Origin of the sequence: Archangium sp. (assembly GCF_036389735.1) — a bacterium.
Taxonomy (GTDB): domain Bacteria; phylum Myxococcota; class Myxococcia; order Myxococcales; family Myxococcaceae; genus Archangium.
Genome location: NZ_DASVWK010000041.1, coordinates 1 through 21,060 on the forward strand (window position 1 = coordinate 1; position 21,060 = coordinate 21,060).

General features: G+C 69.6%; 18 protein-coding genes and 2 pseudogenes. 12 read left to right on the forward strand and 8 right to left on the reverse strand.

Translation table 11 applies throughout. The annotated features are described in order from the left end of the window. From VF794_RS01345 to VF794_RS01370, 6 genes and pseudogenes are all read left to right on the forward strand, one after another. Positions 1 to 764: pseudogene (locus tag VF794_RS01345) on the forward strand (hypothetical protein); the annotation flags it as partial. A gap of 12 nt (positions 765 to 776) precedes the next feature. Continuing rightward, positions 777 to 1,475: an ABC transporter ATP-binding protein gene (locus VF794_RS01350; protein WP_331106927.1), complete on the forward strand. Its 699-nt coding sequence runs from the start codon at positions 777 to 779 to the stop codon at positions 1,473 to 1,475. Next, complete coding sequence (locus tag VF794_RS01355) at positions 1,472 to 2,248, forward strand: ABC transporter permease (RefSeq protein WP_331106929.1); 777 nt, start codon at positions 1,472 to 1,474, stop codon at positions 2,246 to 2,248. Before VF794_RS01350 ends, VF794_RS01355 begins: the two co-directional genes overlap by 4 nt. A gap of 13 nt (positions 2,249 to 2,261) precedes the next feature. Beyond that, positions 2,262 to 3,005, forward strand: a complete 744-nt coding sequence (locus VF794_RS01360) for an ABC transporter permease (RefSeq protein ID WP_331106931.1) — start codon at positions 2,262 to 2,264, stop codon at positions 3,003 to 3,005. 5 nt (positions 3,006 to 3,010) lie between these two features. Beyond that, entirely contained in the window at positions 3,011 to 3,739 is a 729-nt protein-coding gene (locus VF794_RS01365; RefSeq protein WP_331106933.1) for an ATP-binding cassette domain-containing protein, read from the forward strand. Further along, entirely contained in the window at positions 3,732 to 4,745 is a 1,014-nt protein-coding gene (locus tag VF794_RS01370; protein ID WP_331106935.1) for an MlaD family protein, read from the forward strand. Before VF794_RS01365 ends, VF794_RS01370 begins: the two co-directional genes overlap by 8 nt. Here VF794_RS01370 and VF794_RS01375 read toward each other — a convergent pair whose 3' ends face one another. Then, positions 4,746 to 6,077, reverse strand: coding sequence for an N-acetylmuramoyl-L-alanine amidase (locus VF794_RS01375; protein WP_331106937.1), 1,332 nt, complete (start codon positions 6,075 to 6,077; stop codon positions 4,746 to 4,748). It abuts the gene before it with no gap. A 429-nt stretch (positions 6,078 to 6,506) separates the two neighbouring features. On the opposite strand from VF794_RS01375, the gene VF794_RS01380 reads away from it, so the two are divergent. Next, positions 6,507 to 6,974 (forward strand): hypothetical protein, encoded by a 468-nt coding sequence (locus tag VF794_RS01380; protein WP_331106939.1) that lies wholly within the window; start codon positions 6,507 to 6,509, stop codon positions 6,972 to 6,974. A gap of 5 nt (positions 6,975 to 6,979) precedes the next feature. Continuing rightward, positions 6,980 to 7,834 carry a hypothetical protein gene (locus VF794_RS01385; RefSeq protein WP_331106941.1) on the forward strand — a complete coding sequence of 285 codons (855 nt, stop codon included), beginning with the start codon at positions 6,980 to 6,982 and terminating at the stop codon, positions 7,832 to 7,834. A 63-nt stretch (positions 7,835 to 7,897) separates the two neighbouring features. Here the strand turns inward: VF794_RS01385 and VF794_RS01390 are convergent, their stop codons facing one another. Genes VF794_RS01390 through VF794_RS01400 form a run of 3 tightly spaced genes read right to left on the reverse strand, consistent with a single transcriptional unit; the run spans position 7,898 to position 10,595 of the window. Next, positions 7,898 to 8,956 carry an SPFH domain-containing protein gene (locus tag VF794_RS01390; protein ID WP_331106943.1) on the reverse strand — a complete coding sequence of 353 codons (1,059 nt, stop codon included), beginning with the start codon at positions 8,954 to 8,956 and terminating at the stop codon, positions 7,898 to 7,900. Positions 8,957 to 8,961: 5 nt separating this feature from the next. Continuing rightward, positions 8,962 to 10,017, reverse strand: coding sequence for an SPFH domain-containing protein (locus VF794_RS01395; RefSeq protein ID WP_331106945.1), 1,056 nt, complete (start codon positions 10,015 to 10,017; stop codon positions 8,962 to 8,964). Next, positions 10,014 to 10,595 carry a hypothetical protein gene (locus tag VF794_RS01400; RefSeq protein ID WP_331106947.1) on the reverse strand — a complete coding sequence of 194 codons (582 nt, stop codon included), beginning with the start codon at positions 10,593 to 10,595 and terminating at the stop codon, positions 10,014 to 10,016. The genes VF794_RS01395 and VF794_RS01400 overlap by 4 nt, the downstream gene beginning before the upstream one ends. Before the next feature lie 255 nt (positions 10,596 to 10,850). On the opposite strand from VF794_RS01400, the gene VF794_RS01405 reads away from it, so the two are divergent. Together VF794_RS01405 and VF794_RS01410 are read left to right on the forward strand one after the other, a co-directional pair. After that, entirely contained in the window at positions 10,851 to 11,696 is an 846-nt protein-coding gene (locus VF794_RS01405; protein ID WP_331106949.1) for an MBL fold metallo-hydrolase, read from the forward strand. Between the two features lie 69 nt (positions 11,697 to 11,765). Beyond that, positions 11,766 to 13,277: a sigma-54-dependent Fis family transcriptional regulator gene (locus VF794_RS01410; protein ID WP_331106951.1), complete on the forward strand. Its 1,512-nt coding sequence runs from the start codon at positions 11,766 to 11,768 to the stop codon at positions 13,275 to 13,277. Positions 13,278 to 13,364: 87 nt separating this feature from the next. On the opposite strand, the gene VF794_RS01415 is transcribed toward VF794_RS01410, so the two are convergent. The 4 genes from VF794_RS01415 to VF794_RS01430 form a co-directional block, all read right to left on the reverse strand. Further along, on the reverse strand, positions 13,365 to 14,264 hold the full coding sequence (locus VF794_RS01415; protein WP_331106953.1) for a hypothetical protein: 900 nt from the start codon (positions 14,262 to 14,264) through the stop codon (positions 13,365 to 13,367). Positions 14,265 to 14,423: 159 nt separating this feature from the next. Continuing rightward, entirely contained in the window at positions 14,424 to 16,400 is a 1,977-nt protein-coding gene (locus tag VF794_RS01420) for a serine/threonine-protein kinase (protein ID WP_331106955.1), read from the reverse strand. Continuing rightward, positions 16,400 to 18,088 (reverse strand): adenylate/guanylate cyclase domain-containing protein, encoded by a 1,689-nt coding sequence (locus tag VF794_RS01425; protein WP_331106956.1) that lies wholly within the window; start codon positions 18,086 to 18,088, stop codon positions 16,400 to 16,402. The genes VF794_RS01420 and VF794_RS01425 overlap by 1 nt, the downstream gene beginning before the upstream one ends. Positions 18,089 to 18,188: 100 nt before the next feature. Then, positions 18,189 to 19,151 (reverse strand): hypothetical protein, encoded by a 963-nt coding sequence (locus tag VF794_RS01430; protein WP_331106958.1) that lies wholly within the window; start codon positions 19,149 to 19,151, stop codon positions 18,189 to 18,191. Positions 19,152 to 19,247: 96 nt separating this feature from the next. Between VF794_RS01430 and truD the strand changes: the two genes are divergently transcribed. Together truD and VF794_RS01440 are read left to right on the forward strand one after the other, a co-directional pair. Beyond that, positions 19,248 to 20,789, forward strand: a complete 1,542-nt coding sequence (truD, locus tag VF794_RS01435) for a tRNA pseudouridine(13) synthase TruD (RefSeq protein WP_331106960.1) — start codon at positions 19,248 to 19,250, stop codon at positions 20,787 to 20,789. A gap of 117 nt (positions 20,790 to 20,906) precedes the next feature. Beyond that, positions 20,907 to 21,060, forward strand: a pseudogene (locus tag VF794_RS01440) (sigma-70 family RNA polymerase sigma factor); the annotation flags it as partial.

The window sequence follows — 21,060 nt, forward strand, 5'->3', positions numbered from 1 at the left end:
ATTGGAAGTCCGCCTGGGCGAGGCCGAGCGATGGGCGCGTCTTCCTCGGCTCGGCGCGGGGCGTGCTCGCCACCACGACGACCTCGGGCTCTGCCTGCGACACGGCCTCCGCCTCCGGCGTGACGAGCACCATCAATGGACTGGTGGGCTTCGAGCGCAACGGCGTCACCACGGTGTACGCGGTGACGAGCGGTGGCCACCTGCTGCGCTGGGAGTGGCGGGACGCCTCGTCCTCGGCCGCTCCAGTGGTGATGGATCAGGTGGCGGCGAACCTGAAGGCCGTGCACGGCTTGAGCCCGGACTCGCTGTTCGCCGTGGGCGCCGAGGACTTCCAGTTGGGTGGCGACGCCTCGCCGCGGGTCTTCCGGCTCGACACCAGCTCGGGACACTGGGTGCGCCAGACCCTGCCGGCCGACGTCGGCACGGGCTACCTGCGCGGCGTGTACGTGGTGGGCGGACGGCTGGCCTACGCGGTGGGCGATCGGGGCCTCCTGCTCGCGCGTGAGAACGGGACATGGCGGAAGCTGCCGACGCCCGGTGGCTCGACGGAGGATCTGCTGGACGTGGTCGCCTTCGACCCCACGGTCGTCCTCGTCCTCTCCGCCAAGAGCGGCGAGCCGCTCCACCTGCTGAACGCCCAGAGCGGTACCTGGAGCGAGCCCTACCAGCCCAGCGGGGCGCTGCTGTCGCTCGACGCGCTGGGGCCCCAGGAGCAGTGGGCCGCGGGAGCGGGCGGGACGCTGGTGCGCTGGGGCCCTCCGTAAGCCTGGAGTGGCATGGAGCTGCGCGCGGACAGGCTCACGGTGCGACTGGGGGGGCGGCCCGTGCTTCGGGACGTGGCCTGCACCCTTCCACCCGGGAGCCGCGTGTTGATGCTGGGGCGCTCGGGCGGGGGCAAGACGACGCTCTTCAAGGCGCTCGCGGGGCTGGTGGCGGCCTCCAGTGGCCACGTGCTCTGGAACGGTGAGGACGTGGCGGGGCTGTCGCCCGCGGTGAAGCGCGCGCGCCAGGCGGCCTTCGGCATGGTGTTCCAGACGGATGCCCTCTTCGACTCGATGACGGTGCGCCGCAACGTGCTGCTGCCGCTGGAGCGCCGGCGGGTGCCTCGCGAGGAGGCGGAGGCGCGGGCGGACGAGGTGCTACGGGCGGTGGGGCTCGCGGAGGCCGCCGACATGCTGCCGGAGCGGCTGTCCGGGGGCATGCGCAAGAGGGCCGGCATCGCGCGCGCGCTGGCGGCGAGGCCCTCGGTGCTGCTGGCGGATGAGCCCTTCGCGGGCCTGGATCCGGGCACGGCGCGGCAGGTGGCGCGGGTGCTCTTGGAGGTGGCCGGGAGCGGCACGCTGATCATCGCCGCGGCGGAAGCCCCGCCGGAGCTTCCCCTCCCCCGCTGGCTGTACCTGCGCGACGGGCAGCTCGCGTACGACGGCCCGCCCGCCCCCGAGGTGGACGCGCTGGTGGACGAGGCGCTGGCATGAGCGCGCCGCTGGTGTGGCTCGGGCGGGAGGCACTGGGCGCCGTGCGGGCCGTGGGGGTCCTGGGGGTGGTGCTGGCACGCACGGTGCTGGGGTTGGCGCGCATGGAGCGCCGTGAGTTGTTGCGCGGACTGGTGCAGTTCGGCTGGGGCTCGTTGCCGCTGACGCTGGCGGTGGCGGCGCTGACGGGGGCGACGGTGGTGGTGCAGACGTCGCTGTACGTGCAGCGCTTCGGGGCGCGGGCCTTCCTCGGGTGGGCGGCGGGGTACGCGGTGCTGTGGGAGTTCGGCCCGCTGCTGCTGGGGCTGGTGATGGCGGCGCGGCTGGGGGCGCGCAACGCGGCGGAGCTGGCGACGATGCAGGTGGGCGGGCAGCTCGAGGGCCTGCGGGGAATCGGGTTGGATCCGTTCTCGGTGCTGGTGGCCCCGCGCGTGGTGGCGATGACGCTGAGCGTGACGAGCCTGTCCGCCCTCACCTTCCTGGTGGCGGTGCTCTTCGAGGCGGTGGCCGCCTACTTCACCCTGGCGCTGCCGGTGCGCGCCTTCTTCAACAACTTCGACTCCATGGTGCACCCGACGGACCTGCTGGCCGGCGTGGTGAAGTCGGGAGCCTTCGGGCTGGCGATCGCGCTGGTGTCCACATCGGTGGGGCTGCGGGCCCGGGGAGGCGCGAGCGCGGTGGGCCAGGCGGCCGCGGGCGCGGTGGTGCACGGATGCGCCACCATCTTCCTGTTGGACTTCCTGCTCACCTCCGCGCTGACGCGGCTGCTCACATGAGGCGGGCTCCGGAATGAACGTCCTCGCCTTCATCGGCGCCCCCGCCTTGATGCTCGCGCGTACCGTGCGCGCGAGCGCGCGTGACGGCCTGCCCTGGCGCGAGAGCCTGCGCCAGCTCCACGAGCTGGGCGGGCGCAGCGTGTGGCTGGTGATGTCGGGCATGGCCTTCTTCGGAGCGGTCATGGTGACGATCGCGGACAGCCAGGCGCGCAAGCTCACGGGCAACCTGCCGGTGGTGGGCCCGCCCTACTTCGAGCTGATGGTGCGCGAGTTCGGCCCGGTGATGTCGGCCCTGCTGGCGGCGGCGCGAGGCGGAGCCAGCCACGGCGCCGAGCTGTCCACCATGAGCGTCAACGAGCAGGTGGAGGCGCTGGAGATGTCGGCGGGAGACCCGTATGCCGACCTCGTGGCGCCACGGGTGGTGGCGGGGCTGGTGGGGGTGCCGCTGCTGTGCGTGCTCGGGACGATGGCGGCGACGCTGTCGGCGGTGGCCACGGCGAGCTGGGTCTTCGGGGTGGACGGGACGGCCTTCATGGACGCGCGGTACGTGGACGGGTGGGACGTGGTGGCCGGGCTGGTGAAGGCGGCGGCCTGCGGCGTCTACATTCCCCTGGCGGCGGCGGTGGAGGGCCTGTCCGCGCGCGGCGGCGCCGAGGCGGTGGGCGAGGCCACCACGCGCGGGGTGGTGGCGGCGTGCCTCGGCTGCCTGCTGATCGACTTCGTGGTGGCGATGGGCTTCCAGGCGCTGCGGGTGTGAGGGGGATGGGCACGCTGCGCTTCTCGGAGGTGTCCGTGACGTTCGAGTCCGGTCGGCGGGTACTGGCGGGGCTGAGCGCGGAGCTGTCCACGCGCGAGCTGACCTTCGTGGCTGGCGCGAGCGGCGCGGGCAAGAGCGTGCTGTGCCGGCTGGCGGTGGGGCTGCTGCGGCCGGAGGCGGGCCGGGTGGAGCTGCTCGGCGAGCGGGTGGACACGCAACCCGAGCGCACCCTGCGCAAGCTGCGCCAGCGGGCCCCGTACCTGGTGCAGGGCCCGGCGCTGCTGGACTGGCGGACGCTCCGGGAGAACGTGGCGATGGCGGCCCCGGGCATCACCCGGGAGGCGGCCCACGAGGCCCTGAGACTGGTGGGCCTGGAGAGCGCGGCCGATCGGCTGCCCACGGAGCTGGGGCCCGGGGCGAAGAAGCGGGCGGCGATCGCCCGGGCGCTGGTGCTCAAGCCGGAGTACCTGCTGCTGGACGAGCCCACCACGGGGCTGGACCGGAAGGCGGCGGCGCAGGTGGAGGGGGTGCTCGCCTCGGTGAAGGCCCGGGGGCTGGGCGCGCTGGTGGTGTCCCATGACTACCGGCTGCTGCGCACCCTGGCGGATCGGGTGCTGGTGGTGGGAGGGGGACGCTGTGCGTTCCTGGGCACGCCGGAGGAGTTCCTGGCATCCTCGGCGCCGGAGCTGCGCGCCCTGACGGCGCCGTACCTGGAGACCGCATCGGATGGATGAGCGTCGCTTGGAGATGAAGGTGGGCGCGCTGGTGCTGGGGGCCCTGCTGGGCGTGCTCGGGCTGCTCTGGCTCATGGGCGAGCTGACGACGGGCGGCGACACGGTGCTCTCGGTGGACTTCGCGCACACGGGCAACGTGGTGAAGGGCGCGCCGGTGAAGCTGGGCGGCGTGCTGGTGGGCCGGGTGGAGGAGATCGGCCTGGAGCCGGATCGCCGGGACGAGCGGGGCCAGCCGCTGCCGGTGCGGATGGGGCTGTCGGTGAAGCCCGAGGCGCTGGCGGCGCTCCGCTCGGACGCGCGGGTGACGGTGGCCACGGTGGGGCCACTGGGCGAGCCCTACCTGGAGCTGAACCCGGGCTCGGCGTCCGCGAGCGCCCTGCCCTCCGGCGTCGCGCTGCGAGGCACGGACGCGCCGCGGTTGGATCTGGTGGCCCAGCAGCTCTCGGCCTTCCTGGACGTGGCGAGCGGCGCGCTCGCGGATGATCCGGAGGGGCTCCAGCAGCTGGCGGCCAACGTGTCGCGGCTGACGAGCACGCTGGACACCGTGTTGAACGAGAACCGGGGGGACCTGCGGTTGATCACCGGCGAGCTGTCCGCCGCGGCCAGGGACATGCGCACGCTGGCGAAGCTCGCGCGGGAGACGATGCAGGCCGGCGGCGCGGGAGCCCAGCTCCTGGGAGACGCGGCGGAGACGGCGGCGCTGGTGAAACGCGAGCTGCCCGGCCTGTCTGGCTCGGCGGTGAAGACACTCAATGGGCTGTCGATGATGACGGGCGGGCTCGACGCGAAGGATGGCGAGCGGCTGAAGCTGGCGCTGGAGCGCTACACGTCGGCGGGCGAGAAGCTCGATCAAATCGCCACGAGGGCGGATCGGCTCCTCACCCGCATCGAGGCCGGTGAGGGCACGGTGGGCGCACTCCAGAAGGACAAGCAGATCTACGAGGATCTGCGAGGCCTGCTGTCGGACCTCCGCAAGCACCCGTGGAAGGTGCTCTGGAAGGAGTGACTACCGGCGGTTGAGGATCTCCATCAGGTGGAAATCCTTGATGCTCGGGATGAGCGCCGCCGCGGCCTCGCGGATGGCCGGCAGACGCTTGTAGACGTTGATGCCCGGGCAGGCGGTGCGGATGCAGCTCGTCCCGCGGCCCCAGTCGCGGTGCCCGCTGATGCGGAAGTTGGTGAGCTGCGGACGGCACGAGGCCGTCGGCTTGGGGTACACGCCTTGCTCCAGCGGGTTGAGGCCGTGGTAGGCGCACTCGAGCGCCGCCATGCGCATGGCGCTGTCGATCGCCTGGGCGGTGGGCTCGCCACCGGGAGGCACGTTCGGGGCGCCCGGCTCGAACTGACCCATCAGGCAGATGCCGAGGTTGTAGTTGTTGTAGCGCGAGACGTGGCCGCCCTCGGTGCTGTCTCCCCCATCACGGCCCTGGTAGACGTTGCCGTACTGGTCCACCAGGAAGTGGTAGCCGATGTCGCCCCAGCCCAGGGTGATGGCGTGGTAGTACCAGACGCCTCGCATGGTCGCGACGGGGTTCTCGGGGTTGTTGGCCCAGGCCGTGTGGTGGATGGTGACGAACCGCACCGGGTAGACACCGGCGTGCGGCTCCCAGTACTGATCCGAGTCCGGCGCGATGTAGCCCGGACCCCAACCCCCGGGCCCGTCGCGGAGGATGAGCCGCGCCGTCGGTGAACCCCCGTTGCCCACGCGGAAGGGAATGGACTGGCCGCGCGCGTCCAGGTCCTCCAGCCGGGGCGAGTCCAGCGAGTCGATCTGCGTGGCCGTCACACGCCGCACCACGGGCGACAGCGAGGGATCCGTCGTCTCGAGCGTGAGGCGGTACTGCATGGCGTGCGCCCGACCGAGCTCCACCGCATCCGAGAAGGTCTCATCCGACAGGCGCTCCTCATCACCGCGCCCCTCCAGGAGGTGACCCACGGGCAGCCACTCGCCCCAGGTATTGCCGTCCACGCTGCCACGCACCTCCACCGCCAGCGAGGTGCCCTCGGGCACGCTCGCCTGCCAGTGCATGCCCACCAGGTTGTAGGGACTGGAGGACCAGTGCACCTCCGAGACGAAGGTGTGGCTCGACGCGAAGGCGCCCGTCGAGGCGCGCGGAAGCTGGAAGTCGCCGCCGAGGTCCTCGGGCACGGAGTTGACGGTGCGCCCGTCGTTCATCGGCAGCGAGTGCCAGTCCTGGGCGCGGATGCCCGCGGACGCGGCGGCGAGGCGCGCGTTGGCGAGCGCCTTGCCACCCCCCAGGCCCACCAGCGCGCCCGTGACGAGAGACCCCTTGAGAAAGCCGCGACGACCGATCGATGGAAACCCGTTCTTGCTCATGTCCGGTCCCTTCCTGGGTGAGGTACAGCCGCGATCCAGCCTCACGGACATACACGAATTCCAGGTTAAATTCAAAAAATATGAGAATCAGGTCTTCCAGGTATCGACTTCAGGACGGGCGTGCCCTCCCCGCCCCCGCGCTCACTCGCTGTTGGAGGTTCTGGTTCATGGATCGCCTGGGTGCGGTTGACGCGAAAGCCGGTAAAACCTAAGAGTCGCGGGCATGTCCCCACTTGACTCCTCGGAGGACGACTCACTGAGCTGCGCTCTCCGTCGGAGCAAGCGCCTTCTGGGGGCCCAGAGACTGGCTTTTCTGGTGGCGCTCGTTCTCACCACGGGACACGCAGCAGCGGCTCCTCCTCCCTCCGTGGAGAAATCGAAACCTACCTTCAGGCCCTGAACCACACCGTACCTCCAACAGAGAGGTTCTTGAGTGGCACGGGATTCGAAGGCGAAATCCTGATCCGGTTCGCCCTGGGGCAATACATCTGGCGCCTGGAGTGGTGCACCAACGCGCCTGGAGTAACCCAGTACCAGTGGACTCGGAGTCAGGAGCGCCTTGATTCCATGGTGGCTGCTCATGATGCAGGGAACTGGGTGGAGATTTCCGAACACGAGCTGAAGGAATACGGCGGATGGGTAGCCCAGGTGGTCGAGGAGATGGTGGACAGGCGCGAGAAGCTTGCCACCCTCAGTGGGGTCATCGGAGTCGTGATCGATATCGTAGGTGGCGCTGCTGTGATCACCCTCTCCTCGGTAATGTCCGGTGATCGCCGCGCGCATTCGACGGCAAGTCAAGGCCTCGGCACTCCTCCAGGAGGAAAGGTCATCCCGCTCCCCCCGAGACCAACGTCCACCGCGCCACGGGTCCAACTGCCCAAGGCTTCGGGCATGTGACTCCCATGAAAATCGTTCAACCCACTTCGCTCCGGCTGCCGTCCTTCCTCCATGGCCCTCGCGCAGTCGTCAGTCGCAAGGTGCGGGCGGAGGGGCGCCGCTGCGCGAAGTTCTACCAGGCCCATGGGTCCTTCCCACATCCTCGCGAACTGTTGCTGGTCGATCCTGATGACGTCGTGTTCACGCGCAATTCCATCGACTTCGAGCCGGCGCGTCCCGCTTGGCGGCCCTACCTGCTCACCGAGCTGGTGGTGAGCGTGTGCGAAGCCCTGGATAAGAAGAATCATCTCCAGATCAGCGAAGGCCACGAGACCTTCTTTCGCAAGACGGTATGGGGGGCGCTGTACTTCATCACCGCGGAGCTGGCCCCGGAGAGCGCGGAACGCACGGCGCTGCGCATCCAGGCCGTGCTCGACTCCTGGGACTCACTCCAGCATGGACGCTACCTCTTCAAAAGGTTGAACGCCTTTCTCGGCCTGGAGGAACTCCTGCTCGAGGCCCGCGGTTGGGCATTGGACGCATGGTGCCCAGAGGGCGGCGGATCCGTCCGCGAACGTCTCGAAGTGGCTTCAGCCCGCATGGCCCGAGCAACCCGGGAGGATTGCGTGAACGCTATCCTCGGCCAATTGCCCCGACTGTTCACTCTCGTCGAGCGCCAGGAACTCAGCCATCCTGAAGTTGTCACCCAGCTCTCGTCTTGGCGCGAGTACCTCGTCACCCTGGATGCAACGAAGTTCGAGCGCATCTCCGGGGGCTGCCCAGCCTGGGTGCTCGAACGATTGTATCTCTGGGACCGGGAACTCGCCTTTCAAAATGAAGAACAAGGTCGTGGCACGGACCGCCACGACCGCTCTCGCTGAAACCCACCGCAAGGTATCAACAGACTCGTGCGGTTTGTCATCGTATCGGTGCTTTCGAAGTGCTCACTGCCCGCTGTTCGCCGAGCTCGCGTTCCGCGCGGTCTTGCCCGCCGCGTACTGCGTGAGGATCTGATTCATGTCCATCGTCTGGAGCGTGGTCCCGCCCCCCCCGGTGGGCATGAAGATGATCTGCTTGCCCATCAGCGCTTCGGCGATGCGTAGCTTCACCATTGTCCGGCCGCCCGCGCCCGCCAGCGCCTCGCTCTCCTTGGCGATGCCCTTGGACTTCGCCTCGGCCTCCCGGAGGATCGCCGTCGCCTCGTTGGTCGCGCGCACCAGCTCCGCGTCCGCCGTCAGCTTCGCCTGCTCCAGCTGACCCTGCGCCTCGGCGAGCTTCTGCGACACCGTCCCCTTGGCCGACTCCAGGTTGCGCTTGGCCTCCTCGGCCGCCGCCTGCGCCTCCGAGCGCAGCTTCTCCGCCGTCTGCTCCGCCAGCTTCTTCTCGCGAATCACCTTCTCGTACTCGGGGTTGAAGCGGTGCTCCTGGAGGATCACCTGCTCCACGATGACGCCCTCGGGCGCGAGCGCCACCTCCAGCCGCTTGCGCGCGCTCTCGGCCGCCGCGAAGCGCTTGTCCGCCGTGTAGAAGTCCTCCGAGCGCAGCACGTTGAGCGCATCACGCACCAGCGCCCGCGTCGCCGGTCGCACCAGCCGGGCCTCCACGTCCTTCGTCGAGCGCGCCACCTTCTGCACCAGGTGCGGCGCCTTCGAGGGATCCACCCGCCAGGCCACCGTCACGTCCACGGCGATGTCGTTGCCGTCCACCGTCTTGAACTCGATGTCGTCCGTGAGGCCCTTCTCATCCTCGCCCTTCGCCCGCATCCGCAGGTTCTGGAGCTTCGTCTCGAAGGTGTTCCAGTCCGTGGAGAACGGCGGGAAGAAGAAGTGCGTCGCACCCGGCGCGTACGTCTCCGCCTGCACGCCCCGCGTTCCCATCAGCGTGAACTTCCGCGTGAGCACGCCCACCTCGTTCGCATCCGTCGAGTGGCACGCGCACCCCTGCACCACGGGCAGCGCCAGCACCACGAACAGCCCCAGCATCCGCAAGTCCATGCGATTCATGCGCCTCACATCCCCTTCACATCGAAGCGCTTGAGCGCCGCGTTGAGATCCAACGGGTTCACTCCACCCGCGCCGTCCGTGGGCACCACGATGACCTGCGTGCCGCCCAGCACGTCCGCCATCTTCAGGCCCACCATGTTCTCGCTGCCGCCGCCCCGCAGCGCCGCGTTCTCCAGCTCGATCCCCTTGGCCCGGGCCAGCTTCACCACCAGGTCTCCCTCGGCGGCCTTGGTGCGCCGGTAGAGATCCGCCCCCGAGTTCAGCTTGGCCACCTCCGCGTTACCGCGCGCCAGCTCCACCTGCACCGTGGCCTCCCCCTCGGCGATGATCCGGTTCTTCTCCGCCTCGGCCTGCGCCGCCGCGGCCTCCGCTTGGTTCTTGAAGACGGACTGATCCTGGATCTTCCGCTGCTCGATCGCCTGCTGGTAGCGCGAGTCGTACCGGTACTGGCGCAACAGCACGTGCGTCACCTTGATGCCCTTGGGCGTCAGCTCCTCGATCAAGAGCTTCTGCGCCTGCGCCACGGCCTTGTCGCGCTGGTCCCCCTTGTAGAAGTCGTCCGCGTCCAGCTCGCCCAGCGTCCGCCGCAGCACCTGCTCCCCGCGCGGAATCACCGCCGAGTCCTCGTACAGCCGCCCCGGGCCGATCTGCGTGATCACCCGGTACGGATCCTCGATGCGGTAGAGCACCGTGACGTCCGCCGAGACCGTGTAGCCCTCGGACGTCTGGATCTTGATGGCCCGCACCACGCGGTGATCCGCGCCCACGCCCACCTCGGCCGCGTTGTCCGCCATCTCCAGCACCTGGAGATCCGTGGGGAACAGGTGCATGCGCTCCGCCCCCGGCGTCACCCAGTGCAGGCCCGGCCCGTACACCCCCTCGCGGATGCCCTTCTCGCCGCCGAGGATGACCTGCTTCACTCCCATCTCGTACGGTCGCACGTAGACGGTGCACAGGTTGTAGAAGAACAAACCGCCGAGCAGCAGCACGCCCAGCGGCCACAGCACCCGCATCCGAGGCTGCTTCAGGATCGAGATGACCCGATCTCCCGCCTTGTTCATGACTTCTCCTTGGAACTGGAATCGCTCAAGGCCCGCGGGACGGAGTCGTCCAGCGGCCGGTAGGCCTCGAGCTGCCGTTGCTCCACGCCCATGTCCTGAACGAGCGTGGCGAGCTGTCGCCGGTAGCGACGCTCGAAAAAGGACTCCTGCATGTCCGGCAGGAAGGGTCCGAAGAGGATGAACGCGAAGGGCAGCGGCTCCAGCCAGTCCGGCACCCGCGTGAGCGCCACCAGCACCGCCGTCACCAGTCCCGCCCCCGTGTACGCCGCGCGCGAGAGCAGATCTCCCCCGCGCCACACGTCATACTTGCGGCGCTGGAGCGCGTGGTGCTCGCGGGCGAGCTGGAAGTAGCGCGGCAGCACCACCGTGAAGACGCCGCGCTCCAGGCGCTCCCAGTAGCCGGGATCCACCGCCACCTCGGAGAAGAGCCGGGACACGTCGGCCAGCGCCAGCCGGGTCTCGGCCGTGAGCCGCGCCTCCACCTCTGCGTCCCAGGTGCCGAACCCGGGCCGACGACGCTCGAGCCACGCCACCACGTGCTCGCTCACCTGCGGTAGCCGGAAACGCTCGGGATACACGTGAAGCACCCCCTCGCCCAATCTTCCATGTGCGCCCATTCTCCCACAATTCCCGGCCGCCCCACGCGCCCCCGGCGATCCAGATCGGAGCGGGCGATCCATCCAGGTGCGCCGGAATGGAGCAGCCGACCTCCCGTATCGCCCTGGATTCCCAGCAAATCCAGCCATTTGGCGTTGGCAACATCCTTGCTCTACCCGGAGATGTGAGCGGCGGTCGGATCAGACTGGCGCGGGGTTCTCGAGGAGGAGGCAGCCATGGAAGTGCGTTTCTACGGAGTGCGGGGAAGCATCGCGGTGTCGGGGGCGCACGCTGCGCGGATCGGCGGCAACACCTCGTGCCTGGAGGTGACGAGCCAGGGGCACCGGCTCATCCTGGACGCGGGCACGGGCATCCGCGCGCTGGGCGAGGCGATGATGCGCGAGGGCGGGCCGCAGAAGGCGCACCTCTTCTTCTCGCACCTGCACTGGGACCATGTGCAGGGCTACCCCTTCTTCACGCCGGCCTACGTGCCCACCACGGAACTGAAGCTGTACGGTCCGGGGCCGGGCGGGGCGCAGGCGCTGGAGTCGGTGCTGGCGCGGCAGATGGAGCCGCCCAACTTCCCGGTGCCGCTGTCCACCATGCGCTCGCGGATGACGTTCGAGTCGGCGCTGCACGGGCAGACGGTGGAGGTGGGCCCCTTCAAGGTGACGCCCTTCGATGCGCCGCACCCCCAGGGGTGCCTGGCCTACCGGGTGGAGGCGGATGGCCACAGCTTCGTCTACGCCACCGACATGGAGATCTCCCTGGCCACGCTCGACTCGCGGGTGGCTCGGTTCATGGAGGGCGCGGACGCGCTGTGCCTGGACGCGCAGTACACCCCGGACGAGTACAACGGGCACAAGAGCATGCCCAAGAAGGGCTGGGGCCACTCCACCATGGTGGACGCGGCCCAGGTGGCCTCGGCGGTGAACGCGCGCCGGCTGTTCCTCTTCCACCATGACCCGGCGCACAATGACGATCAGGTGGAGAACATGGCCGAGGAGGCACGCAACCACTTCGCCGCCACCGAGCCGGCCCGCGAGGGCAAGCGGATCCTCCTCGGGGCGGCCTGCGCTTGACGGGAGGGGCGTATGGGTCCGCACTGCGATAGTCTGCCCCCAGGCTTCGAGCTTCCCCCCCTGCCCGTCATGGCCACTCACTCCGACGTCACCCAGGTGCTGCTTCCCATCGGCGGGCTCGTCGGGCGCGAGGTCGATCTCGACGCGTTCCTCCAGACGCTGATGGATCGCATCGCGGTGACGATGCAGGCGGACCGGGGAACGCTGTGGCTGTTGGACCCCGCGCGGGGCGAGCTCTTCTCGCGCGCGGCCCACCTGCCCGAGGTGTCGCAGATCCGCGTGAAGCTGGGCCAGGGCGTGGCCGGCTACGTGGCCGAGCGCGGCGAGCCCGTCAACATGCCCAACCCCCGGGGCGAGAGCCGCTTCTTCGCGGACATCGACCGGATGACGGGCTACCGCACCACGACGATATTGGCGGTACCGCTGCGCGATGCGAGCGGGACGCTCTACGGCGTGTTGCAGGTGCTCAACCGGCGCGGCGGGGAGCGCTTCACGGATGACGACGTGGAGCGCCTCATGGCCATCGCGGTGCAGGTGAGCCACGCGCTCCAGAGCACGAGCCTGTACCAGGAGCTCCAGCGTGCGAAGGAGCAGCCACACGCGCCGGTGGGCTACTTCTTCAACCGGATCATCGGCGAGTCCGAGCCGCTCAAGGTCATCTACCGGCTCATCCAGAAGGCGGCGCCCACGGACGCCACGGTGCTGCTGCGGGGCGAGAGCGGCTGTGGCAAGGAGCTGTTCGCCCGGGCGGTGCACGTCAACGGACCGAGGCGGGACAAGCCCATCGTGAAGGTGGACTGCGCGGCGCTGCCCGCCTCGCTCATCGAGAACGAGCTGTTCGGCCACGAGAAGGGCGCCTTCACGGGGGCGGACCACCGGGTACCGGGCAAGTTCGAGGCGGCGGATGGCGGCACGGTGTTCATCGACGAGATCGGCGAGCTGCCGCTGCCGGTGCAGGGCAAGCTGCTGCGGGTGCTCCAGGATCGCGAGTTCGAGCGGGTGGGCGGCACGCAGACGCTGAAGGTGGACGTGCGGATCGTCGCGGCCACGAACCGGGACCTGGCGAAGATGGTGGCCGAGGGGAAGTTCCGGGAGGACCTGTACTACCGCATCAAGGTGGTGGAGCTGGTGCTGCCGCCGCTGCGCGAGCGCGGGGGCGAGGACATCGAGCGGCTGACGTGCCACTTCATCGCGGCGTCGGCGAAGCGGCACCGGCTGCCGGTGCCGAGGCTGAGCCCCGCGGCGCTGGAGCGGCTGAATCGCTACCGGTGGCCCGGCAACGTGCGCGAGCTGGAGAACTGCATCGAGAGCGCGGTGGTGCTCAGCGAGGGGGAGATCCTCGAGGAGTACCTGCCCCTGCCGAAGGGAGTTGGCGTGCCTCCGCCCGCCTCGGCCGGCGAGACGGTGGTGGCGGAGCTCTCGGGGGACCTGTTGCCCCTGGCCGAGGTGGAGAAGCGACACATCCTCCGGGTGCTGGACTCGGTGAAGGGCAACCGGACCGCGGCGGCGAAGGTGCTTCAGATCGGCCGCAATACACTTGGCCGCAAGCTGAAGGAGTACGGCATCGCGGACGAGGGGTAGTCCTCTCGCCCGAGCAAGGTGCTCCGGCACCTCCACACCCATCCGGCTTCACCGAAGGGCATTCGCCGCGGGACCTCGTCCGGAGGTTCAGCCCGCGAGCACCCAGGCCGCCGCCACCGTGAGGCCCCCGGCCGCCGCGAACATCTTCCAGGCCCGGCGCGCCAGCGTCGTGCCCGTGCTCTCGCACGCGTCGCCGAGGATCACCATCGCCGGTCCGCCCTGCTTGCCACGCAGCTCGTACACGCCTGGCACAGGGCCCTTGCGCAGCTCCCCCACCACCAGGCACTCCTCGCCGAGCTTCCCCACCCGCTCGTACGACAGGGCCTCCTCCACCTTCTGGCCCTCCACCGGCACCTCCGTGCCCGTCTCCGCCAGCGGCTTGCCCATCAGGCAGCGGCGCACCTGCATCGGCGCCAGCAGCAGCTTCGGCGAGAAGCTCACCGCCGCCTCCGCCCGCTCTCCCTTCACCTGGAGCACCGGCGAGAATCCACGCTCCACCGACAGCAGCGGCCCCTTGCTCCCGTCCGGCATCACACCGCGCAGCTCCGCTTCGTAGAAGGCGCACACCACCCCGCCCGGCGACGTCACCTGATCGATCGACGCGAGGCGCCCGCGGTACACGCCCCACCCCGGCGAGCCTCCCTCGCGCAGCGCCGCCACGCCCTCGTCGATGCTCCGGGGGGCCTCGGCCCGCAGCGTGTCCGCGCGCCCCCAGATTCGCGAGCCCGCCACCGCCAGCCCCGCCGCCACCATCAGCAGCGCGAAGCCCAGGCCGCTCCCGAACACCTGGGGCGACACCCACATGAAGGGGCCGCTCTCGTAACGCAGCGCGACGATGGCGAAGGCCACCGCCAGCAGCCCGAACCAGGCCAGCGGCCAGCGCGGCGTGAAGGTGCGAGCGTCCTTCTGCCCAAAGGCGAACGCCACGAGCACCAACGCGCCCATCCCCGCCGCGTACAGCGGGGCGAATGCCCACCGCAAGTCCATGGCTCCCCCTCTGCCCGGAGTCAGTTCCGCTGCCCGCGTGCACACGAGGGCTGGCGCGGCCAAAGGTGAGGATGCCTCCCGCGCGCGGCAAGGGCACACCAGGGCCATCCGCCCGTGCACCACCGGACACGGCCCAGCCCTTGGGAAGGGGCCTTCCGTCTACTCCTGTGGGGTTTCCGCCATCTTGGGGCGCGCCTGCTTCTTCGACGGGATGCCGCGCACCGTCAGGTCATCGAAGGTGCAGATGAGGTTGCGGCAGCCCAGCGCCACCTTCGCCACGCGTCCCTGGAAGCCCTCCAGGTACTTGCGCGCGAAGGGCTCGGAGTCGCCGTTGAGGAAGGCCTCCACGTCCACCCCGTTCTTCCTCTTCTTCATCTGAAGCTTCACGCGGAAGGCGCCGGAGGGCACGGGCGCCTCGTCCCGCACCAGCTCGTCCACCTCCTGCGCGCTGTTGCCCACCACCTCCTCGCCGTCGGCGGTGGTGTAGCGCCAGCTCAGCCGCATGCCCGTGTCCGGAATGGCGTAGACGGACACCTGGAGGCCCGTCACCCGGAAGGCCAGCTCGGCGTAGTGCTGCGCGTCGGGCTCCTCCTCGGGGTAATCCCGGCCAAACCGGTGCACGTTCATCGACACCTCGGCGGAGAAGTCGTCGCTCGAGAAGTAGCGGTGGGCCAGGTAGGCGCGGGGAATGAGCTGCCCCTCGCTCCCCGAGGCGTCATTGCCACCCTGCATCACCTGGAGCTGTCCGTCCACCAGCTTCCACGTGCCGGCGTGGGCATTGAGCTCCTCCTCGCCGCCCGCCAGGAAGTCCACGCCCAGCCGCACCCGCCCATCCGCGAGCGCCTCCGTCGTCGAGGACACCAGCAGATCGCCCTCCGTGTTGGCCGGCCACGCCTTGTCCGCGGGCACGAGGCGCGGCAGGCCCCCCTTGCTGAGGACCACCTTCTTGTCCTCGCTCACCTGCACGCCCACCGGGCCCAACAGCATCCGCAGCACGAAGGAGAGCACCACCAGCGCGCCCACCACCGTGAGGCCCGCACGCACCTTGCGCCAGCCCGACTTCAGCCGCCCCAGCGCCCCGCCCACCCGGGCCTGTGCCTGCGGCTGCGCTCCCACCAGGGACATCGAGGGCCGCGAGTTGTTCGTGACGAGCGCCTCCAGCGCCTGGCACACCTCGGTGGCCCGCGCGTAGCGGGCCTCGGGCTCGTTCTCCAGCAGCCGCCCCACCACCTCGTCCACGCGCGAGTCCAACCCCGGCACGCGCTCGGACGGCAGCTTGAAGCGCCCCACCGGCAGCTCACCGGTGAGCATCTCGTAGAGCACCACGCCGAAGGAGAACAGGTCCGCGCGCCCGTCCACGTTCTTCGCGTCCCGCCGCTGCTCCGGGGCCATGTAGTTGAGCGTCCCCATGGCCACCGACGTCCCGGTGAGCTGGAGCCGCGAGTCCGAGCCGCTGCGGAAGCCCGCCAGCCCGAAGTCCGCCACCTTCACGTGCCCCCGCCCATCCAGCAGGATGTTCTCCGGCTTGAGGTCGCGGTGGATGATGCCCTTGTCGTGCGCGCACTCGATGGCCCTCGCCACCTGGAGCGCCAGGCGCAGGGCCTCGGGGGGAACCAGCTCGCGCATCACGTCGCGCAGCGAGCGCCCCTCCACGTACTCCATCACGAAGTAGTAGTGCTCCCCGGCCACCCCGCGATCGATGATCTGGATGATGTTCGGATGGCTCAGCGCCGCGAGTGCCGTGGCCTCCTTGTCGAAGCGGGTGACGAACTCGGGATCCTTCGCCAGCCGCGGCGGCAGCACCTTCACCGCCACCTTGCGTCCCAGCGACACCTGCCGCGCCAGCCACACCTCGCCCATCCCGCCCCGGCCCAGCACCCGCTCCAGCTCGTAGCCCGGCAGCGTCACCGTCGTGCTGACGTAGGTGCCCTCCAGCCCGGGCTCCGTGCCCACCGGAGACGCACCCGCCGCCGCCCGCGAGGGGCTGATCATCGTGGCGCCCGCGTCCTCGTCCGCCCGAGCCGTGTCCTGGCCCACGGTGAAGCGGGCCCCGCAGGCACACGACACCTGGTGCCCGGTGGCGAGTCCGCTCACGTCATGCGCACGCGCGCAGCTCGGGCAGTTCCGGGTGGTCATTAGCCGTGGTGGGAGTTGGTGATTTCCAGCCCGATGACCTTGAACGCGTGGACGCCCTTCTCCTTGCCCTTCACCTGGGTCACGGGAAGGGGCTCCACCTCGAAGCCGACGCCGGCCTTCTGGATGGTGCTGTGGTTGGCGACCACCTCGCCACCCTTGGCCAGTCCGCACAGCCGCGAGGCCGTGTTCACCGTGTCGCCGATGGCGGTGAACTCATGGCGCTCGGTGCTGCCCATGTAGCCCACGACCGCCTGGCCGGTGTTCACGCCGATGCCCACCTCGATGGGCGGCTTGCCGGCCGCCATGCGCGAGCCGTTGAGCACATCCACCGCGTCCTGCATCTCCAGCGCCGCGCGCAGCGCCCGGGCCGGATCGTCCGGGTGCGACGAGGGGGGACCCCACACCGCCATCACGCAGTCGCCGATGAACTTGTCGAGGTTCCCCTCGTGGCGGAACACCACGCCCGCCATCAGGGTGAAGAACTCGTTGAGCATGGACACCACCTCCTGCGGAGACTCGTTCTCCGACAGGGTGGTGAAGCCGCGGATGTCCGCGAACAGGCACGTCACTTCCGCCAGCCGGCTCTGCCGCAGGTCCTCGGTCTCGCCGCGGATCACCGCCTCGGCCACCGCGCGCGACAGGAAGCGGCTGAGCTCGGCCCGGGTGATGGCCTCGGTCTGGATCTGCGCGGCCAGCGCGGCGTTCTCCAGGGCGATCGCCGCCTGCGCCGCGATGCCCGAGAGGATCGTCAGGTCCTTCTCGGAGAAGGCGTTGGTCTGCTGGCGCGAGTCCAGGAAGAGCACCGCCTCCAGCTTGCCCTTGGACAGCAGCGGCACCGCCATGGCCGAGCGGATGCCCTGCGCCACGATGCTCTCCGAGGAGGAGAAGCGCTCGTCGATGATGGCGTCCGCGGTGAGCACCGCCTTGTGCGTCTCGGCCACCTTCTGGAGCACGGTGTCGGAGACCATCACGTTGGCCGGGCTGCCCTGCCGGTGCTTGATGGCCACCGGGTTGAACTGGCCGTCCGCGCCATTCTTGAGGATGACGCCGTGATCGGCCGCCAGCAGCTGGAAGGCCACCGCGAGGATCTGCTCGAAGAGATCGGCCTGCTTGCCCTGCTGACTCACCTGACGGTGGAACTCGTAGGCGATACGCAGCTTCTCGTACTCGCGCTTGAGGGTGGTCAGCTCCTGGATCTGCTCGGCGGGCCGGAAGTTCTGCGGCACCTGCTGATCCATCTGCGCGAGGAACGCGGGGATGGAGTGGGACTGCGCCACCACCGTCACCCGGGGAGCGGCGCGACCCGGGTTGCCGGCGGCCGTCCCGGCGACGGGCGGCTGGGCGAACGTGCCCGACGTGTCCCCGGTGTGGAAGACGAGCTTGGAGGCCCCCAGGGTGATCTCATCCCCCTCGCGCAACCGCAGCTCCGCGACCCGCCGTCCGTTGACGAAGGTGCCGTTGGAGGAGCCCAGATCGCGCAGGATGAAATCCCGCCCCATGCGCTCGATGTTGGCGTGCTCCTTGGACACCTCGCGGTCCACCAGCCGTATCGTGTTGGACGGATGGCGACCCAACGTCGTCAGGTCCCCGAGCAGGAAATCTCCCGTCGATCCATCCGGGAAACGCCCCTTGAGGTGAGGGCCACGGAGGGCAGTGGACTTGGCAGCCTGGGTAGAACCTTGACTCACGCGCGAGACCTCTCCGTCTCGGACACCGACAGCACCGGCGGGACACTACCAGAGGCGGCGGGGCATCGGAACGGCCACGGATGCCCGCCTGGAGGGCCGCCTAGGGCACCACCGCTCCAGGGCTTTCCGGGCTTCCGGGGGAAACGGTGGGCCCCAGGGCCCTGCCGAGGGGCGTGGGGTTCTTGAAGGCCAGTCCCACAGAGGGGTACAGGGTGACCCCCCCGAGGTCCCGCTTCTGGCCGAAGAGGACGGGCCGGCAATCGGTGTAGCCGGTGGTGAGCTCGGCGAAGAGGTGGACGTACTTGTAGCCCAGGGCGAAGCCCACGGTGGTACCGAAGAAGTTGCTCGTGACGCGGCCCGGCAAGGCGATGTCGAAGCCCGTCACGTCCTTGCCGAACTGCGAGTAGTCCACCAGCTTCTGATCCAGCTTGGTGCGGCTGTGGATGAACTTGGGCGCCGCGTACAGCTTGAAGATGTCCCCGAAGTCCATGCTCATGTAGAGGGGCACCTCGAAGTCCCAGCGGGAGAAGTCGTCGATCTGGACCATCTCCAGCGCGTCCAGGACGGGGCTCTTGAAGAGGTGGCGGGACACGCCCAGGCCCAGGGCGACGTCGAAGGACCTGCGCTTGTGGTCGGGCAGCGGGGAGTCCTGGAGATCTCCCCCGTGCAGCAGGCGCACCTTGCCGTCCACGCGGACGGAGTTGGTGCTCAAGCGCAGGCCCAGATCCAGGGTGTGGTCCTCCAGCAGGCCGGCGCGGGCCATCAGCTCGTTGCTGGTGCCCGGCGGGGCCACCGCCAGCGCCAGGCCCACGTTGAGCAGCTTCTGGGCGTCCGCCTCCTCCAGGTGGTAGGGCTGGCCCGAGTCGATGGCCTTCTTGATGGCCTGACCCTGCTTGATCCCCTGGTCGATGACGGTGACGATCTGGCCCGCCGGGGCGTAGAGCCCCATGCCTCCGGACACCTGGAACTGGCCCCGGGCGAGCGGCTTCGCCGTCTGCAGGGTGGACAGGTTGGAGGCACAGCCGGTGGCGGTCAGCAGGACGAGCAGGGCGAGCAGTCTCATGGCGGGGCGCGAGGTTATGCCGCCAGGTGTCCGCTTGTCAGTCCCCCGACCATTCGTTCCTTCCTCTCGGGGCACTCTGGCTGTTAAGGGAACCCCGTGCGAATCAAGCAGAAACCCGAGGATTTCTCCGTCAAGGAGTCGTACCGCTTCGACGAGGTGGCGAGCGGTCGCCACCGCGTCTACCTGATGGACAAGCAGAAGCTGTCCACCTTCGAGGCGGCGGACCGCATCCGCGATGCCTTCGGCCTCAAGCCGGGTGCCATCTCCTACTGCGGGTTGAAGGACAAGCAGGGCCGCACCGAGCAGCTCATCGCGGTGGACGGGGCGGACGTGGACATGCAGGACCCCGACCTGCGCCTGAAGTACCTGGGGCGCGCGGACAAGGCCCTGTCGGCCGCCAACATCACCTCCAACCGCTTCGCCGTCACCGTGCGCTCGCTGGACGAGTCGTCCGTTGGCCCCCTCAACGTGGCCGCCGCCGAGGTCAACCGCCTGGGCGTGGTGAACTACTTCGACAGCCAGCGCTTCGGCTCGCTCAAGCACGGCCAGGGCTTCATCGCCAAGGATCTCATCCGCGGCGACTTCGAGGCCGCCCTGCGCAACTACCTGGCCAAGCCCTCGGAGCTGGACCGCACCGAGGACGCCAAGGTGAAGACCTTCTGGCGCGACAACTGGGGCCACTGGGACGCGCGCGTGCCCTTCGAGGGCTCCCGCAAGTACCACCGCATCCTCAAGTCCCTGCGCGAGCACCCCGGGGACTACGTGCGCGCCTTCCTGCAGATCGACTCGGACTACCGCGCGATGCTGCTGTTCACCTACCAGAGCTACCTCTGGAACGAGGGCGTGCGGCGCTACCTCCAGCTGCTGCTGCCCCGCGAGCACCTCTTCCCCATGAAGTACCAGGCGGGCACCCTCCTCTTCCACAAGGACGCCGACGCCGAGGTGCTCCGCTCCCTGCGCGACGCCACCTTCCCCCTGCTCGGCCCGGACACCCGCATCACGGATCCGAAGGTCCAGGAGGCCGTGGACTGGGTGCTCGGCAAGGAGAAGCTCACCCTCCAGGATCTGCGCATCGAGGAGGCCTCGCGGCTGCTCTTCTTCAAGAGCGAGGAGCGTCCCCTCCTCGTCCTGCCCCAGAAGCTCGTCATCGGTCGTACCCAGAAGGACGACCTGAACCGGGGCTTCCTCAAGGTCAACGTCGCCTTCACCCTGCCCCCCGGCGCCTACGCCACGCTCGTCATCAAGCGGCTCTTCCACTTCGCCTACAAGGAGGAGAGCCCGCAGCAGATCCGCGACTCCTGGCGCGCCCCCGTGGAGGAGCGCGATGGGCAGAGCGCGGACACGGCCTACGCCCCCCGAGGCCCTCGGAAGGCTCCCGCCCCCACGCCGCCCCTCTCCTCGGCCCCCCAGGCCGCAAGGCGCTCCCCGGCCGGCAAGGCCGCTCCCGCTCCGGGCAGACGGGCCCATGCCCGCGAGGCGGCCCCGGTTCGCGAGGCCCCTCCGGCCCGCGAGATCTTCCACGCCGAGCCCGTGAAGTCCCCTGGCTTCCTCGAGCGCCAGCGGCAGAAAAAGGACACCAAGGAGCAGGCCCGGCGCGAGCAGGCGGCCAAGCGCCCGGAATCACAGAAGAAGAAGTGACGTGGCACCCCGATTTTCCGGTCGGCGCAATCGGGGACCCCATGCTCCGTAAACAAGGGCGTGAATGCTCTCGCCCTCAACGCCCCGGATGTCGCGGACCTCGCCCGGGCCATCGGCATGCTGATGGCCGATGACTCCGCCCCCCTGCCGTGGAAGGCCGATGTCGTGGCCGCCCGTCGGGGGGATCCCTCGGCCTTCGAGTCGCTCGTCCGCAGCGTGCAGCGCCCGGTGTACGGCCTGGCGCTGCGCCTGCTCGGCAACGAGGCCGAGG

Bases quoted from the DNA above. Each gene is read 5' to 3' on its own strand.
- VF794_RS01350 (WP_331106927.1), top strand. From the start codon at position 777: ATGGAGCTGCGCGCGGACAGGCTCACGGTGCGACTGGGGGGGCGGCCC.
- VF794_RS01355 (WP_331106929.1), top strand. From the start codon at position 1,472: ATGAGCGCGCCGCTGGTGTGGCTCGGGCGGGAGGCACTGGGCGCCGTG.
- VF794_RS01360 (WP_331106931.1), top strand. From the start codon at position 2,262: ATGAACGTCCTCGCCTTCATCGGCGCCCCCGCCTTGATGCTCGCGCGT.
- VF794_RS01365 (WP_331106933.1), top strand. From the start codon at position 3,011: ATGGGCACGCTGCGCTTCTCGGAGGTGTCCGTGACGTTCGAGTCCGGT.
- VF794_RS01370 (WP_331106935.1), top strand. From the start codon at position 3,732: ATGGATGAGCGTCGCTTGGAGATGAAGGTGGGCGCGCTGGTGCTGGGG.
- VF794_RS01375 (WP_331106937.1), bottom strand. From the start codon at position 6,077: ATGAGCAAGAACGGGTTTCCATCGATCGGTCGTCGCGGCTTTCTCAAG.
- VF794_RS01385 (WP_331106941.1), top strand. From the start codon at position 6,980: ATGAAAATCGTTCAACCCACTTCGCTCCGGCTGCCGTCCTTCCTCCAT.
- VF794_RS01390 (WP_331106943.1), bottom strand. From the start codon at position 8,956: ATGAATCGCATGGACTTGCGGATGCTGGGGCTGTTCGTGGTGCTGGCG.
- VF794_RS01395 (WP_331106945.1), bottom strand. From the start codon at position 10,017: ATGAACAAGGCGGGAGATCGGGTCATCTCGATCCTGAAGCAGCCTCGG.
- VF794_RS01405 (WP_331106949.1), top strand. From the start codon at position 10,851: ATGGAAGTGCGTTTCTACGGAGTGCGGGGAAGCATCGCGGTGTCGGGG.
- VF794_RS01410 (WP_331106951.1), top strand. From the start codon at position 11,766: ATGGCCACTCACTCCGACGTCACCCAGGTGCTGCTTCCCATCGGCGGG.
- VF794_RS01415 (WP_331106953.1), bottom strand. From the start codon at position 14,264: ATGGACTTGCGGTGGGCATTCGCCCCGCTGTACGCGGCGGGGATGGGC.
- VF794_RS01420 (WP_331106955.1), bottom strand. From the start codon at position 16,400: ATGACCACCCGGAACTGCCCGAGCTGCGCGCGTGCGCATGACGTGAGC.
- VF794_RS01430 (WP_331106958.1), bottom strand. From the start codon at position 19,151: ATGAGACTGCTCGCCCTGCTCGTCCTGCTGACCGCCACCGGCTGTGCC.